The organism is Actinomyces sp. Z5, from assembly GCF_003287795.1.
GTDB classification, from domain to species: Bacteria; Actinomycetota; Actinomycetes; order Actinomycetales; family Actinomycetaceae; genus Actinomyces; species Actinomyces glycerinitolerans.
Map to the genome: position 1 here is coordinate 19110 of NZ_QMIN01000021.1, position 14876 is coordinate 33985.

Below are 14876 nucleotides of genomic sequence, written 5' to 3' on the forward strand. Positions count from 1 at the left end.
GTGTCTACACCTCCGGGTCAGGGCTCGACGGCGGCGGCGTGCCGTCCTCGGATTCATTCACACCGTCGACGTCGGTGCGCTCCACCTCCAGGGTGACCTCGGCGACCATTGCGGCGATGACGCCGATGGCGGCGAGAACCGGCGCCGCCAGCACCGTGATACCGCCGACCACCGCGCTGGCCGTCAGGGGCACGCTGAGGAACTCTCTGCCGGAGGAGTCGCGCAGGATGACGCGGCGGACGTTCCCGTCGGCCACGAGCTGCTTGATGGTGGCGATCAACTGGTCACCGGCCACGGTAATCCAGTCGACGACGGTGCGCGGTGCGCCGCCCGCCGAATCCGGACCGGAGGAAAACCCATGAAAATCTGTGCTCATGGCTCAAGTCTGACGCGACCGAAGCGCCGGGCACCATGGGGAAGCGCCCTGATTCATCCCCGAGCCACACCCGCGCCGAACTCATGCGCCACTACGGCCTCGCCGCGAGTTCCCAGTCCCCGGGCCGACCTCTTCCAACGAGCACCCCGCAGCACATTGGGGTTCGCCGCCGGACACACCGTTAGCGGTGTCTCGAGGCATCGCCGGTCCCGGCGGACTCGGCCGGGAGGAATGAGTGGAGCCAACGGGACTCGAACCCGTAACCCCCTGCTTGCAAAGCAGGTGCGCTACCAATTGCGCCATGGCCCCCGGTCATGCGATGGGGTCGGTGACCTCCGCCCATGCGGCCCGCTCCGCGCGGTTGGCCGCCAGCTTCAGCCAGGCGGCGTAGCCGGCCACCCCGAGGCATGAAAAAACCGCGGCCAGTACGAGCGTTCGGCTCTGCATGAAGCCTCCTCACGTTCCACCGCGGGCGGTGGGCCTAGCTGGACTTGAACCAGCGACCTCATCCTTATCAGGGATGCGCTCTAACCAACTGAGCTATAGGCCCTTGCGACGCGGAAGAGACTAACCTACCGAGTCGCCGGCAACCAAATGCGATCACTCATCTGCGAGTGTGAGATGAACCCCACCGACGAGCGCGGCCGTGATGTTGTACAGGAACGCACCGATGGTGGCCAGCGCGGTCGTCAGGATGATGTTGACGACGGCGATGACGGTGGCCATGGAGATGGCCCGGGAGAACTTCATGTACTCCAGCAGCGCCGAGTAGGCGTTGTAGTTGGAGTCCATGATGGTGCTCAGCAGGTCTTGAACGGTGGAGAACACGTGCATGGCGTCCAACATGAACCACACGAAGGCGGCGGCCACCACCAGCATGATGCCGGCCGCAACACTCAGCAGGAAGGACGCCTTCATCACCGACCACGGGTCGATGCGGGTCAGGGCGAGCCGCACACGGCGCGGCCCCGCAATGGTCTTGGCGGCCGACTTGGGCTGATTGGGGCTCTGCTGGCTCGCGGCGGGGGCGGCCGGCTCGGGCGCGGCCGCGGGGGGCTGTGTCGGTCCGCCCGTGGCGGGCGGGAAGGACTCCGGCTGACTCATGCCTGGACCTCACTCTCGTCGTCCTCAGACGATACCGCGTCGGCACCCTCGCTCGCAGCGTCCACTCCGGATTCGGCCGCCGCCTGCTCCGCCGAGTCGGCCGACGGCGCCGAGGCCGATTCCTCGTCGTCGCCATCGAGCTCGTCCTCGGCGTTGCGGGCGACGGCGATGATGCGGTCGCCCGGGTCGGGCTTGGCGAAGGTGACGCCGCGAGTGTTGCGGCCGGTGCGGGAGACCTCGGCGACGGCGCTGCGCACCACCTTCCCGGAGGCCATGATGCACATGACCTCATCGGTGGGGGCGGTGGTCAGGGCGCCCACGAGGTCGCCCCGCTCCTCCACCAGGTCGGCGACCTTCACGCCCAGGCCGCCGCGGCCCTTGACCGGGTAGTCGGTGGCCAGGGTGCGCTTGGCGTAGCCGCCCTCGGTGACGACGAACAGGTCGGCGTCCTCCCAGGCGGGGTCCACCACGTCCATGGCCAGCAACGAGTCACCATCGCGGAAGCGCATGCCGGTCACGCCGCTGGTGGCGCGGCCGGTGGGGCGCAGGGTGGCGTCGTCGGCGGTGAAGCGCAGGGCCTGGCCGTGCCGGGAGACCAGCAGCAGGTCCTGCCCGGCGGACAGCAGCGCGGCGGAGACCAGTTCGTCGGGGTTGCCGTCGGCATCCTCACGCAGGTTGATGGCGATCAGCCCGGCCGACCGGTTGGAGTCGTACTCGGTCAGGCGGGTCTTCTTCACCAGGCCGCGGCGGGTGGCCAGCACCAGGTAGTCGGCCTGCTGGTAGTCGCCCAGTTCCATCACCTGGGCGATCTCCTCGCCCGGCTGGAAGGCCAGCAGGTTGGCCACGTGCTGCCCCTTGGCGTCGCGGCCGCCCTCGGGCAGCTCGTAGGCCTTGGCGCGGTAGACGCGGCCCAGGTTGGTGAAGAACAGCAGCCAGTTGTGGGTGGAGGTGACGAAGAAGTGGTCCACCACGTCGTCCTCCCGCAGGGCGGCGCCGCGCACGCCCTTGCCGCCGCGGTGCTGGGAGCGGTAGGCGTCGGTGCGGGTCCGCTTGGCGTAGCCGGAGCGGGTGATGGTGACGACGACCTCCTCCTCGGGGATCAGGTCCTCGGCGCTCATCTCCCCGTCGAAGGGCAGGATCTTGGTGCGGCGATCGTCGCCGTACTTGTCGACGATCTCGGCCAGCTCCTCGGAGACGATGCGGCGCTGGCGGGCCGGGTCGGCGATGATGTCCTTCAGGTCGGCCACGCGGGCGGTCAGCTCGTCGGACTCCTGCTGGATCTTGAGGCGCTCCAGGGCGGCCAGGCGGCGCAGCTGCAGGGAGAGGATGGCCTCGGCCTGAGCCTCGTCGACGCCGAGCAGCTCCATCAGGCCGGTGCGCGCCTCATCGGTGGTGGGCGAGTGACGGATCAGGTCGATGACGGCGTCGAGGGCGTCGATCGCCTTAAGCAGGCCCCGCAGGATGTGCAGCCGCTCCTCGGCCTTGCGCAGCCGGTACTGGGAGCGGCGCACGATCACGTCGATCTGGTGGTTCACCCAGTGGCGCACGAAGCCGTCCAGGGACAGGGTGCGGGGCACGCCGTCGACCAGGGCCAGCATGTTGGCGGGGAAGTTGTCCTGCAGCTGGGTGCGCTTGTAGAGGTTGTTCAACACCACCTTGGCGACCGCGTCGCGCTTGAGCACGATCACCAGGCGCTGGCCGGTACGGCCGGAGGTCTCGTCGCGGATGTCGGCGATGCCGCCGATCTGCCCGTCGCGCACCAACTGGGCGATCTTGTCGGCCAGGTTGTCGGGGTTGACCTGGTAGGGCAGCTCGGTCACCACCAGGCACTGGCGGCCCTGGATCTCCTCGACATTCACCACCGCCCGCTGCGTGATCGAGCCGCGGCCGGTGCGGTAGGCGTCCTCGATGCCGCGTCGGCCCAGGATGGTGGCGCCGGTCGGGAAGTCGGGGCCGGGGATGCGCTGAATCAGCGCCTCCAGCAGCTCCTCGCGGGAGGCCTCGGGGTGGTCCAGGAACCACTGCACGCCGGCCGCGACCTCGCGCAGGTTGTGCGGGGGGATGCGGGTGGCCATACCCACCGCGATGCCCTCGGAGCCGTTGACCAGCAGGTTGGGGAAGCGCGAGGGCAGGATGACGGGTTCCTGGTTACGGCCGTCGTAGTTGTCCTGGAAGTCGACGCTCTCCTCGTCGATGTCGCGGACCATCTCCATGGCCAGGGGCGCCATCTTGCACTCGGTGTAACGGGGTGCGGCCGGCCCCAGGTTGCCGGGGGTGCCGAAGTTGCCCTGCCCGGCCACCAGCGGGTAGCGCAGTGACCACCATTGCACCAGGCGGGCGAGCGCGTCGTAGATGGCGGCGTCACCGTGCGGGTGGTAGTTTCCCATGACCTCGCCTACCACGCGGGAGGACTTGGAGAAGGAGGCGGTGGGGCGGTAGCCGCCGTCGTACATGGCGTACAGGACGCGGCGGTGAACCGGCTTGAGTCCGTCGCGCACGTCGGGCAGGGCGCGTCCGACGATCACGCTCATGGCGTAGTCGAGGTAGGAGCGCTGCATCTCCATCTGCAGGTCGACCGGGTGGATGCGGTCTCCGGTCGGCTCCAGGGCGGGGAGCTCGGTGGTCTCGTCGCTCACGAATTTCCTTTGCTTCTGCGTTAGTTGCGGTACGTGGGGGCGGCCGGATCAGATGTCCAGGAAGCGGACGTCGGCGGCGTTGCGCTGGATGAAGGAGCGGCGCTGCTCGACGTCGTCCCCCATGAGGATGGAGAAGGTTTCGTCGGCGTCGGCGGCCTCGTCCAGGGTGACCTGCTTGAGGATCCGGTTGGCCGGGTCCATGGTGGTCTCCCACAGCTCGTGGTCGTTCATCTCGCCCAGGCCCTTGTAGCGCTGGATCCCGCCCTCCTTGGGCAGGCGGCGGCCCGCCTCGGCGCCGGCCTTGAGCAGCTGGTCGCGTTCGGCGTCGGAGTAGGCGAACTCGTGCTCGGTGCCGACCCACTTGAGCCGGTACAGGGGCGGCATGGCGATGTAGGTGTGGCCCTGCTCGATCAGGGGGCGCATGTAGCGGAACAGCAGGGTCAGCAGCAGGGTGGCGATGTGCTGACCGTCGACGTCGGCGTCCGCCATGATGACGATCTTGCCGTAGCGCAGCTTGGAGATGTCGAAGTCCTCGCCGATGCCGGTGCCGAAGGCGGTGATCAGGGAGCGAATGGTGTCCGAGGACAGGGCCCTGTCCAGGCGAGCCTTCTCCACGTTCAGGATCTTGCCGCGGATCGGCATGATGGCCTGGTGCTCGGGGTCGCGCCCGCCGACGGCGGAGCCGCCGGCCGAGTCGCCCTCGACGATGAAGATCTCGCACTCCTCGGCGTTGCGGGAGGAGCAGTCGCGCAGCTTGCCCGGCATGGAGGCGGACTCCAGCACGCCCTTGCGGCGGGTGGCCTCGCGGGCCTTGCGGGCGGCCATGCGGGCGGCGGCCGCCTGGGAGGCCTTGGTCAGCACCGCCTTGGCGTCGGCAGGGTGGGAGTCCAACCAGTCGCCGAGCCGGGCGTAGACGGTCTGCTGCACGAAGGTGCGGGCCTCGGTGTTGCCGAGCTTGGTCTTCGTCTGGCCCTCGAACTGCGGGTCGGTGAGCTTGACGGAGATGACGGCCGTCAGGCCCTCACGGATGTCTTCACCGGTGAGGTTGTCGTCCTTGTCCTTGATCAGGCCCTTCTCGCGGCCGTACTTGTTGACCAGGGTGGTCAGTGCGGTGCGGAAGCCCTCCTCGTGGGTGCCGCCCTCGGTGGTGTTGATGGTGTTGGCGTAGGTGTGGACGGACTCGGAGTAGGCGCCGGTCCACTGCATGGCGATCTCCAGGCTGATGGCACGCCCGTCGCCGAGGTCCTGCTCGGCCTCGAAGTCGATGATCTCGGGGTGGATCAGCTCGACCTTCTTGGAGCGGTTCAGGAAGGCCACGTAGTCGCGCAGACCGTGCTCGTAGCAGTAGGTGACGGACCGGTGCCCCTTGACCGGGTCGTCGGCGGTGCCCAGTTCGTCGCCGGTGATCTCATCCCCGGAGTCGGTCACGCCCTCGCGCTCGTCGGTCAGGGTGATGCGCAGGCCCTTGTTCAGGAAGGCCATCTGCTGGAAGCGACGGCGCAGGGTCTCGTAGTCGAAGACGGTGGTCTCGAAGATGGCCGGGTCCGGGTAGAAGGTCTGGGTGGTGCCGGTGACGTCGGTGGCCTCGCCGCGCTCCAACGGGGTCAGTGGACGGCCGCCGTCGCCGAAGCTCATGCGCCACACGTAGCCCTGGCGGCGCACCTCGGTGTCCACGCGGGTGGACAGGGCGTTGACCACGGAGATGCCCACCCCGTGCAGGCCACCGGAGACGGCGTAGCCGCCGCCGCCGAACTTGCCGCCGGCGTGCAGGATGGTCATGACCACCTCGACGGTGGGCTTGTGCTCGGTGGGGTGCTCGTCGACGGGGATGCCGCGGCCGTTGTCGACCACGCGCAGACCACCGTCCGCCTGGATGGTGACCTCGATGTGGTCGCAGTAGCCGGCCAGCGCCTCATCCACGGCGTTGTCCACCACCTCGTAGACCAGGTGGTGCAGGCCGCGCTCACCGGTGGAGCCGATGTACATGCCGGGGCGCTTGCGTACCGCCTCCAGGCCCTCCAGGACGGTGATGTCGCCGGCGTCGTAGCCGTGCTCGGTGCGGCTCGTCGCTGCGATATCCGCCTCCGGGGCGGGCGCGGCGGTAGGCTCGACGCTGCCGGTATTGCTGCTTGTGGTCACAGGCTGATCCAGGTCAGACACGTATCATTTGCTCCTCGTCATGTGCGCCGGGCTGATTCCCATGCGGGCACCCAGGCGCCGGAATTCGGGCTTGGGACCCGGCGCGTGTAGGTGGGTACCTGGTGCATGGCCTTGGGCGCACCATGGGCATTTCCGCGCCGATTCTACCGTGTTCGACTCCGGTTTCGGGCGTCATGACGCCAATCGCGACGTGGGCAACGTCACCCGTTAGGTCACCCGTAGGTATCGCGTGGGCCGCGTCCGCCGCGGGCGGCACCGAAGCGACCGTGCCGCCAGGTGGGGCCAGCCGGGCCCAGGATGCGGATTTCGACGGCGCCGCCGTCCCGGCCCAGGGCCTGCTCCACCTGTCGTTCGATGCCGGGCAGCAGTAGTCGCAGTTGCTGCGCCCAGGCGCTGGAGGAGGCGCGCAGCGTCAGGCGGCCGGGCTCGAAACGCTCGATGACGGCGTGCTCGGCGATCTGTTCGCCGACGATCTCCCGCCAGCGCACCGCCACCGACGCCATGGCCAGTTTGGAGGCCCAACCGTGTCGCTCGGCGTAGCGGCGCAGGTCTTGTTTGCCGGTGCGCGGGTCGAAGCGGGTGGGACCGGGCCGGTCGCGGCCGGGCGGCAGTCCGGGGCCACGGTCCATATCGGCACTGTCGGCGCCGCCCGCCCCGGCGTCCCGCCCCGGGCTCCGACGGCGCTGGTCCCAGGCGGCCACGCCGTCGACGTCCGCCGCCTGCCGGGACAGCCGGCTGCGGGTCTGGCCGGCCTCCCAGGCGCGACCGCGCTCACGGGCCAGGGCGCGGGCGGCGAGTGCGTCGGCCGGATCGGCGTCGTCCGGGGATACCGGGGTGCGGGGATCGATCATGGTTGCACCTGCGAGCCGGATTCGGTGCGGGTGACGTGGAAGCGCCTTCCCGCCAGGGCCGCGGGCACGTCGTCGTCGACGGCGGCCGTGAGCAGCACCTGCTGGGCGTCGGCGGCGATCCCGGCCAGGGCGCGACGGCGGGCGTCGTCCAGGGAGGCGAAGACGTCGTCGAGGATGAGCACGGGCTCGCCGTCGCCGGCGTAGGCGTCCACGTCGTGGCGCAGCATCTCGTAGGAGGCCAGACGCAGCGCCAGGGCCAGCGACCACTGCTCGCCGTGGGAGGCGAAGCCCTTTGCCGGCAGAGCGTCAAGGAACAGTTCCAATTCGTCGCGGTGGGCGCCCACCAGGTTGGCACCCCGGTCGATCTCGCGGGCATGCAGCTCGCCCATGGCCGTCTCCAGCCGGGCGGCGGTGGCCGGCACGTCGCGCAACGGTTCTTCGGCGGCCAGGACGGCGGCCGCATCGGCCGGGTCCGGCTCGTCGGCGCCCTCGTGGGCCAGCAGGCTGGCGCGGTAGGCGATGCGGGCGTCGGTGCGGCCCTCGCTGACCCGGCCGTAACAGTCGGCCACCCAGGGGCGCAGCCGCTGCACGACGTCGATGCGAGCGGCGATCAGGCGGGCGGCCGCCGCGGCCAGTTGGGCGTCCCAGACCTCCAGGGTGGAGAGCATGGAGGCGGTTGAGGCGCGGGCGGCCCGGGCCGACTTCAGCAGGCTGGCGCGCTGGGCGAGGATCTTGTCGTGCTCGGCACGCACGCCCGCGAGCGTGGGTCGCAGGGTGACGGCGAGGTCGTCCAGGAAGCGGCGGCGCACGCTCGGCTGCTCACGCACCAGGGCCAGGTCCTCCGGGGCGAAGACGACGGTGCGCAGGATCCCCAGCAGGTCGCGGGGGCGGGCGTTGGCGCGGTTAAGCCGGGCCCGGTTGGCGCGCCCGGCGATCAGCTCCAGCTCCAGGACGCTGGGCCGTTCACCGTGGACCACCTTGGCGCGGATGACGGCGCCGGCGGGTTGGGGAGTACCGGATGCGGCGCGGCGTACCAGGGCCGCGTCGGTGCCGGCGCGGTGACTGGACAGGGTGGACAGGTAGGCGATCGCCTCCACCAGGTTGGTCTTGCCCTGTCCGTTGGGTCCAATGAACGCCGTCGGCCCGGGCTCGAGGGTGAGGACGAGCTGGTGGAAGGAGCGGAAGTCGTCCAGGGCCAGGTCAGAGACGTACATTCCGCCTCACCTCCCGTGGACGAGTCACGCTTAGGGGCGTGTAAGCACCGATTCCTCGCACCGTCACCCCGCACAGGCGGATGGTGCGGCTGAGAGCCGGAAGCATTTGGGCCGGGGCCGTCCTCAGGCACCGAAGCGGATCGGCATGATCAGGTAGCGGAAGGAGGTGTCCTCCTCGCCGTCGATGGCGCTCATGCCGGTCAGTACCGCGGGCTTGGACGGGTGGGTGAAGTCGAAGCGCACGTACGGCTGGGTGATGGCCCCCAGACCGTCGAGCAGGTAGGCGGGGTTGAAGGCGGTGGCGATGTCCTCGCCGTCCAGGTGGGCGACCAGCTGCTCGGAGGCCTGCGCGTCGTCACCCTGCCCGGCGTCGAGGGCCAGGTTCCCGGCGGTGAAGGACATGTGGATCGGGGCGGCCCGGTCCGCCACCAGGCTGACGCGGCGCACGGCGCTCATGAGTTCTTCGCGGCCGACGGTGGCGTGAATCGTGGTGGTCTCGGGGAACAGGCGCAGTACCGGCGGGTAGTCGCCGTCGGTCAGCAGGCTGGTGGTGCGACGGCCGCCGGCCTCGAAGCCGATCAGGCTGGAGCCGACCGAGTCGGCTTCGGTCAGCGCGATGGTCACGTCGCCGGTCGAGGTCAGGGACTTGGCGACGTCGGACAGGGTGCGGGCCTTGAGCAGCGCCTGCGTGGCCATCTGCGGGTCCTGCGGCTGCCAGGTCATTTCGCGCACGGCCAGGCGGTAGCGATCGGTGGCCATGAGGGTCAGGGAGGGGCCATCGACCTCCATCTGCACGCTGGTCAGCAGCGGCAGGGTCTCGTCGCGGGAGGCGGCGACGGACACCTGGGAGACGGCCTGGGCCAGGTCGTGGGCGTCGACCGTGCCGGCCACGCCGGGCATCTGCGGCAGCGCCGGGTAGTCGTCGGCGGCCATGGCCGCGAGTGCGAAGTGGGAGGCGCCGCAAGTGACGGTGACCTTGGTGCCCTCCACCTCCAGGTCAACGGGCTTGGCGGGCAGAGACTTGGCGATGTCCGCCAGCAGTCGCCCGGAGACCAGGACGACGCCCTCTTCCTCGACGTCGGCGGGAATCTCGCAGTGCGCGGAGACCTCGTAGTCGAAGGAGGCCAGGATCAGGGAGGTGGTGGTGGCCTCGAGGCGGACGCCGGCCAGCACGGGCACCGGGGGACGCGCCGGCACGGAGCGGGCGGTCCAGGTGACGGCGTCGGCGAGGACGTCGCGGTCGACCCTGAGCTTCATTTAGTGCCTCCTCGGCGGCCGGGCGCTCCCGGCATAAACGTGGTGTGTGCGGTTTTTCGCTGAGTGTAGACGCATCAGCCCCGTTGACGCACCGTGGGCCCGGAGCCCGCGGTCGGCGCCGGTTCACGCGGCGTGTGGGCATGGGCGGCTCGGCAGGGACTTGCGGTGCAGGTGCGGGCCGGAGTTGATGCGCGGTGAATGACAAGTCTGGTAGGGGTTGTAGGTGGTGTGGATGATGGGGATAACCGGTGTTTGCGGCGGCGTTGCGCGGGGCGCGGATGTGGAATTACAAATTCGTGGTTCCGTGGACGCGCGACCGCGGTGGTGGATTGTGTAGTTCGCCCGCGTCGGCGTCCCCAGACGCGGTCCAGGCAGTCCACACGCCGGACCCGCGTTGTCCACCGCCGTTCCGCAGCGCCGTCCACATCCCGTCATCCCTTCTAATGCGAGCTCTTGTGCGAGCTTTTGCACCCTGCTGCGCACGCCGTAGCCGCGTACCAGGGTGCAAAAGCTCGCAACAGGGCACGAACTCGTGCGTCAGACCGCCCCGCGGCTGAAAGGCCTGCCTTAAGGAGACGTCGGCGCGTCAGCCGGCGGAGGACTGGGCGGCCTGCTTGATGCGGGCGGTCAACTCGGCGACGTGGTTGTAGGTCTCGCGGCGCTCGGCCATCTGGGTGCGGATCTTCTTGTCCGCGCTCATCACCGTGGTGTGGTCGCGACCGCCGAACTCGCGGCCGATCTGCGGCAGGGACATGTCGGTCAGCTCCCGGCACAGGTACATGCCGATGTGGCGGGCGTGGACGATGGTGCGCGCCCGGTTGGCCGAGCACAGGTCGTCGATGCTGATGCCGAAGTAGTCGGCGGTCTGCGCCATGATCAGCGCGGAGGTGATCTCCTCGCTGGCCGGGTCGGTGATGATGTCCTTGAGCACCAATTCCGCCAGCGTGCGGTCCACCGGCTGCTTGGTCAACGACGCGAAGGCGGTCACCCGGATGAGGGCGCCCTCGAGCTCACGGATGTTGGTGGTGACCCGGCTGGCGATGTACTCCAGCACGTCCGCCGGCAGGTCCAGCCCCTCGGCACTGGCCTTGCGGGACAGGATCGCGGTGCGGGTCTCGAAGTCCGGCGGCTGCACGTCGGCCAGCAGCCCCCACTCGAAGCGCGAGCGCAGTCGCTCCTCGAAGCCGCCCAGGGCCTTGGGTGGCTGGTCGGAGGTGAGCACCACCTGCTTGTTGGCGGTGTGTAGGGCGTTGAAGGTGTGGAAGAACTCCTCCAGTGTCTGCTCCTTGCCCTGGAGGAACTGGATGTCGTCAACCAGGAGGATGTCCACCTCCCGGTAGCGGCGCTTGAAGGCGTCCATGCGGCCGTCGGCCACCGAGGCGATGAAGTCGGAGACGAACTCCTCGCTGGAGACGTACTTGACCCGGATGGAGGGGTAGAGCCGGCGGGCGTAGTGGCCGATGGCGTGCAGTAGGTGGGTCTTGCCCAAACCGGAACCGCCGTAGATGAACAGGGGGTTGTAAGCCTTGGCGGGTGCCTCGGCGACCGCAATGGCGGAGGCGTGGGGCAGCCGGTTGGACGAGCCGGTGACGTAGGTGTCGAAGGTGTACTTCGGGTTCAAGTCCGAGTCGGCGTTAGGCGGCTCCGCCGTCGGGGAGGGCGGACCGCTCATGTAGCCGGGGACGGTTGCCGGTGCGGCTGCGGGTGGGGTTGAGGAGGTCACGGCCGGGGTGGACGCCTCGGGCAGGGGATCGACGGCGGGGCCGGCCAGGCGAGTGGTGGGCGCCTCGGGCCGATTGGCGAGCACGGGCGCGGAGGACTCCAGCGAGGTGTCTACGATCACTTCGAACGGGACGTCGTAGCCGGCGGCCCGGCGCAACGCCTGGGTGATCAACTCCCGGGAGCCGTCGACGATGCCCCGGGCGAACCCGGAACCGACGATGAGTACGAGCGTGCCGTCGACGTCGACTGCACGGGTCGTGCGAATGATGGATAACTTGCCCTGGCCGAGCTCGGCCGAGGAGGCAAGGATTTCGAGAGCCGAGCGCCATTGTGCTGTCGCTTCGTCGGCCACGGCTGACTCCTGACTGACTGTTTGGAAACTGGTCGATGGTTGAGGATGGGTGTTTCGATGATCGCCCGGTCGGCTGGAAGCCGGCTGGGCGGATGCGCTAGTGGAACCGTAGTCGATCCCGGACGCATGTCGGTCGGCCCTGCGTCGCACACGTCCGGACGCGCCGCCCGCCGGACAGGCAGTTGCACACAGGTTTGTCCACAGTTGGGGATGAGTATGGCACCCCCCGCGCGGGTGCCGTCGGGTTCTAAGGCATGCCCCGCGACGTTGGGTACGGGTGGGGTTGTGCTGCATCGGATCTCGGCCGGCGCCGGCGTCGAATGTGCACAGGCGCGGGTCCCGGTAGTTCACAGGCTTGGGAAAAGCTGCCGACGGCTAGACATCAGACGTATATCCGCGCCGGCGGGCGGTTCGGTACTCGCGGGTGGGCGGGGCCGGGTGGTCGGCAGGTAGGGGTTCGGCTGCTCGCCCTGTGTGCGCCCAGGGTGAGCGTGGGCCGGGCGTGTTCGGGTTCTCATCACATTGCGGCCGTAATCGTTTGACCGCGGGGAAAGCCTGCCCCTATGGTGGTGCGGACGTTCGTGTGGAGTCACGTCCCGGACCATGGGGCAGCCAACACGAGCGACCGTGCCGCGATTGGCGATGCACGGTTCCGATCATCGCACCAGGAGAACACCCGTGAGCAAGCGGACCTTCCAGCCCAACAACCGTCACCGCGCCAAGGTGCACGGCTTCCGTAAGCGCATGCGCACCCGCGCCGGCCGCGCCGTTCTGGCCTCGCGCCGCCGCAAGGGCCGCGCCCGTCTCGCGGCCTGAGGTGCTTCCGGCGGCGCACCGGATGCTGCGGTCGGAGGACTTCTCCGCCGCAGTGAGGTCCGGTGCGCGCAGCGGCAGTCGCCGACTGGTGGTGCACTACTGCGCCGGACCGAATTACGGCCCCGACTCTCGTCCCGAAGCGGACGCGGCCGGGGCCGTAGACGCGCTGCCGCAGGCCCGCGTCGGCATCGTCGTCTCTAAGAAGCAGGTCGCCCGCGCCACCCACCGCAACCGGATCAAGCGGCGTGTGCGTGCACTGATGCGCGCGCGCCTGGACACGTTGGAGCCGGGTGCGCGTGTGGTCGTGCGTGGCCTGGCCGGTGCCGACGGCGCGACCAGCGAACAGCTGGCCGCGGATCTGGACCGGTTGCTAGCCCGCAGCCGCCACCTCGCACACACCGGACGGCGTAGATGACCTGCTCACCACAAGCTCCTCGCCCCTCCGCCGCGGCCCGCGCGGCTCTGGCCCTGGTGGGCCTGTATCAGCGCTGGATCTCTCCGGCTCTGCCGCGCCGCTGCCGCTACTACCCCACCTGCTCCGCTTACGCCGTTGAGGCGATCAAGATGCACGGTGCGCTCAAGGGCACAGTGTTGGCCGCCTGGCGGCTACTGCGGTGCAACCCGCTCACGCGCGGGGGCGTCGACCATGTCCCCGACCCGGGTCGGTGGCGCTACTACCTGCCCCCCGACGTGCCGCGCTTTGCCGCTAATAACCCGCACTGCCCGGATGAGCGCCCCCGTTCGGGTGCCCCGCCCGACGCCGATGGACGCGTGTTGCCAGCGAGTGTCACCGCCTAGTAGTCCCCGTCCCCACCGATTCGTCAGTCACCGCAAGTCCGCCGACCCGCCCCGTGCCGATAGCGCCCGGGCGGTCGGCAGCCCATCAGGCGCCGTCGGCGTCGTTAGCGTCGTAAGTTCGTAAACAAGGAGTGCAATGGACACGATCCTGTGGCCCCTCAAGGTCGCGGTCGCCTGGGTCATGGTCACCATCCACCGATTCCTGGTCTTCATCGGATTCTCCGATGGGCCCGGCGTCGCCTGGGTCATCTCGATCGTCGGCCTGACCATGTTCGTGCGGCTGCTGATCATGCCGCTGTTCGTCCGGCAGATTCGCGCATCCCGCGGCATGCAGCTCATGCAGCCCGAGCTGCAGGCACTGCAGGAGAAGTACAAGGGCAAGAAGGACCCCGCCTCACAGCAGCGCCAGCAGGAGGAGATGATGGCGCTGTACCGCAAGCACAACACCAACCCCTTCGCCTCCTGCCTGCCCATCCTGATCCAGATGCCGGTGTTCTTCGCGCTGTTCCGCGTGCTGGCCAACCTGGAGGCGGTCGCCACCGGCACCTACCCGGACCATGACTCCATCGGTCCGCTCACCGCCGCCCTGGCCGAGCAGGTGCAGGCCTCAACGCTGTTCGGGGCGCCGCTGTCGGCCTCCTTCATGAACTCCAGCGATGTCACGGTCAAGATCGTGACCGTGGTGATGATCATCCTGATGAGCGTCACCCAGTGGTACACGATGGCGCAGCTGAGCATGAAGAACATGCCGGAGGCGACCAAGAACTCCGACAACCCGGCCATGCGCTCCCAGCGCATGATGATGACGATCATGCCGATCTTCTTCGCCTTCACCGGCGTGCAGTTTCAGATCGGCGTGCTGGTGTACTGGGTGACTACGAACCTGTGGACCATGGGGCAGCAGTTCTTCACCATCCGCAAGATGCCCGCACCCGGCTCCGAGGCCGAGAAGAAGATGCGGGCCCGCGAGAACGCCCGCCGCGCCCGCAAGGGACTGCCCTCGCTGGAGGAGGAGGAACGCGCCAAGGCCGAGGCCGAGGGCACCATCCGCACCGGGCAGCGGGCCCAGCCCGTCCGCAAGGACCGGCAGAAGAAGCGCCCGCAGAACGCCTCGACCGCCGCGAACCTGGACAAGACCGCGCCCGAGGACACCGAGTCGGACACCAACGACGCCGATCAGCGCACCAACGCCGTCGGCCTCACCCAGGAGGAGATCGCCCGGCGCCGCTACGAGCGGCGTGCTCGGGCCCGCAAGCAGGCGGCCGCCAAACGCAAGGGTCAGGCCGGTAAGAACAAGAAGAACAACAAGCGCAAGCCCCGCTGAGTCCGGATCACCGGAGGCAGGGCACCCACGAGAGGCGAAGCAGACAGTCCCATGAGCGAGCACGCACAGCACCCCAAGCACCAGGCCAGCAGCGTCAAGGACCTCGAGGAGGAAGGCGAGATCGGCGCCGACTACCTGGAGGAGTTCCTCGACATCGTCGATCTCGGCGGCGACATCGACATCGACGTCGACCACGGTCGGGCCTCGGTGGCGATCATCGCCTCCGAGGCGGGCGACGAGCGCGAGTTGGCCGACCTGGTCGGCCG

At 69.2% G+C, this 14876-nt stretch carries 12 protein-coding genes, 2 tRNA genes and 2 pseudogenes; 5 read left to right on the forward strand and 11 right to left on the reverse strand.

Annotation, left to right across the window (positions count from 1 at the left end):
- Positions 1 to 4: 4 nt before the first annotated feature.
- The 11 genes from DRB06_RS02380 to dnaA form a co-directional block, all read right to left on the reverse strand.
- Positions 5 to 376 (reverse strand): DUF4342 domain-containing protein, encoded by a 372-nt coding sequence (locus DRB06_RS02380; RefSeq protein ID WP_111819052.1) that lies wholly within the window; start codon positions 374 to 376, stop codon positions 5 to 7.
- 236 nt (positions 377 to 612) lie between these two features.
- Positions 613 to 685, reverse strand: a tRNA-Ala gene (locus tag DRB06_RS02385).
- 3 nt (positions 686 to 688) lie between these two features.
- Positions 689 to 823, reverse strand: a complete 135-nt coding sequence (locus DRB06_RS16325) for a DLW-39 family protein (RefSeq protein ID WP_211483025.1) — start codon at positions 821 to 823, stop codon at positions 689 to 691.
- Between the two features lie 29 nt (positions 824 to 852).
- A tRNA-Ile gene (locus DRB06_RS02390) sits at positions 853 to 926 on the reverse strand.
- 50 nt (positions 927 to 976) lie between these two features.
- Positions 977 to 1480: a DUF3566 domain-containing protein gene (locus DRB06_RS02395; RefSeq protein WP_111819053.1), complete on the reverse strand. Its 504-nt coding sequence runs from the start codon at positions 1478 to 1480 to the stop codon at positions 977 to 979.
- The gene (gene gyrA, locus DRB06_RS02400) at positions 1477 to 4116 is read right to left on the reverse strand and encodes a DNA gyrase subunit A (RefSeq protein WP_111819054.1); all 2640 of its coding nucleotides are present in this window, start codon (positions 4114 to 4116) and stop codon (positions 1477 to 1479) included. Before gyrA ends, DRB06_RS02395 begins: the two co-directional genes overlap by 4 nt.
- A 48-nt stretch (positions 4117 to 4164) precedes the next feature.
- Positions 4165 to 6192, reverse strand: coding sequence for a DNA topoisomerase (ATP-hydrolyzing) subunit B (gene gyrB / locus DRB06_RS02405; protein WP_108969345.1), 2028 nt, complete (start codon positions 6190 to 6192; stop codon positions 4165 to 4167).
- A 296-nt stretch (positions 6193 to 6488) separates the two neighbouring features.
- Positions 6489 to 7127: a DUF721 domain-containing protein gene (locus DRB06_RS02410; protein WP_244542698.1), complete on the reverse strand. Its 639-nt coding sequence runs from the start codon at positions 7125 to 7127 to the stop codon at positions 6489 to 6491.
- Positions 7124 to 8341 carry a DNA replication/repair protein RecF gene (gene recF, locus DRB06_RS02415; protein ID WP_111819055.1) on the reverse strand — a complete coding sequence of 406 codons (1218 nt, stop codon included), beginning with the start codon at positions 8339 to 8341 and terminating at the stop codon, positions 7124 to 7126. The genes DRB06_RS02410 and recF overlap by 4 nt, the downstream gene beginning before the upstream one ends.
- Before the next feature lie 123 nt (positions 8342 to 8464).
- Positions 8465 to 9598, reverse strand: a complete 1134-nt coding sequence (dnaN, locus tag DRB06_RS02420) for a DNA polymerase III subunit beta (protein WP_073333445.1) — start codon at positions 9596 to 9598, stop codon at positions 8465 to 8467.
- Positions 9599 to 10184: 586 nt separating this feature from the next.
- Positions 10185 to 11966: a chromosomal replication initiator protein DnaA gene (dnaA, locus tag DRB06_RS02425; protein ID WP_111819059.1), complete on the reverse strand. Its 1782-nt coding sequence runs from the start codon at positions 11964 to 11966 to the stop codon at positions 10185 to 10187.
- A 384-nt stretch (positions 11967 to 12350) separates the two neighbouring features.
- On the opposite strand from dnaA, the gene rpmH reads away from it, so the two are divergent.
- From rpmH to DRB06_RS02450, 5 genes and pseudogenes are all read left to right on the forward strand, one after another.
- On the forward strand, positions 12351 to 12488 hold the full coding sequence (rpmH, locus tag DRB06_RS02430) for a 50S ribosomal protein L34 (protein ID WP_073333441.1): 138 nt from the start codon (positions 12351 to 12353) through the stop codon (positions 12486 to 12488).
- A gap of 22 nt (positions 12489 to 12510) precedes the next feature.
- Positions 12511 to 12903, forward strand: a complete 393-nt coding sequence (rnpA, locus tag DRB06_RS02435; RefSeq protein ID WP_234415965.1) for a ribonuclease P protein component — start codon at positions 12511 to 12513, stop codon at positions 12901 to 12903.
- Positions 12900 to 13190, forward strand: a pseudogene (yidD, locus tag DRB06_RS02440) (membrane protein insertion efficiency factor YidD); the annotation flags it as partial. The gene rnpA and the pseudogene yidD, both read left to right, overlap by 4 nt.
- A 232-nt stretch (positions 13191 to 13422) precedes the next feature.
- Positions 13423 to 14610, forward strand: a complete 1188-nt coding sequence (gene yidC, locus DRB06_RS02445; protein ID WP_111819057.1) for a membrane protein insertase YidC — start codon at positions 13423 to 13425, stop codon at positions 14608 to 14610.
- Between the two features lie 51 nt (positions 14611 to 14661).
- Positions 14662 to 14876: pseudogene (locus tag DRB06_RS02450) on the forward strand (single-stranded DNA-binding protein); the annotation flags it as partial.

Excerpts from the sequence above, each read along its gene's own strand:
- DRB06_RS02410 (WP_244542698.1), bottom strand. The coding sequence starts at position 7,127 with ATGATCGATCCCCGCACCCCGGTATCCCCGGACGACGCCGATCCGGCC.
- yidC (WP_111819057.1), top strand. The coding sequence starts at position 13,423 with ATGGACACGATCCTGTGGCCCCTCAAGGTCGCGGTCGCCTGGGTCATG.
- dnaN (WP_073333445.1), bottom strand. The coding sequence starts at position 9,598 with ATGAAGCTCAGGGTCGACCGCGACGTCCTCGCCGACGCCGTCACCTGG.
- DRB06_RS16325 (WP_211483025.1), bottom strand. The coding sequence starts at position 823 with ATGCAGAGCCGAACGCTCGTACTGGCCGCGGTTTTTTCATGCCTCGGG.
- recF (WP_111819055.1), bottom strand. The coding sequence starts at position 8,341 with ATGTACGTCTCTGACCTGGCCCTGGACGACTTCCGCTCCTTCCACCAG.
- rnpA (WP_234415965.1), top strand. The coding sequence starts at position 12,511 with ATGCTGCGGTCGGAGGACTTCTCCGCCGCAGTGAGGTCCGGTGCGCGC.
- dnaA (WP_111819059.1), bottom strand. The coding sequence starts at position 11,966 with ATGCAGCACAACCCCACCCGTACCCAACGTCGCGGGGCATGCCTTAGA.
- DRB06_RS02380 (WP_111819052.1), bottom strand. The coding sequence starts at position 376 with ATGAGCACAGATTTTCATGGGTTTTCCTCCGGTCCGGATTCGGCGGGC.
- DRB06_RS02395 (WP_111819053.1), bottom strand. The coding sequence starts at position 1,480 with ATGAGTCAGCCGGAGTCCTTCCCGCCCGCCACGGGCGGACCGACACAG.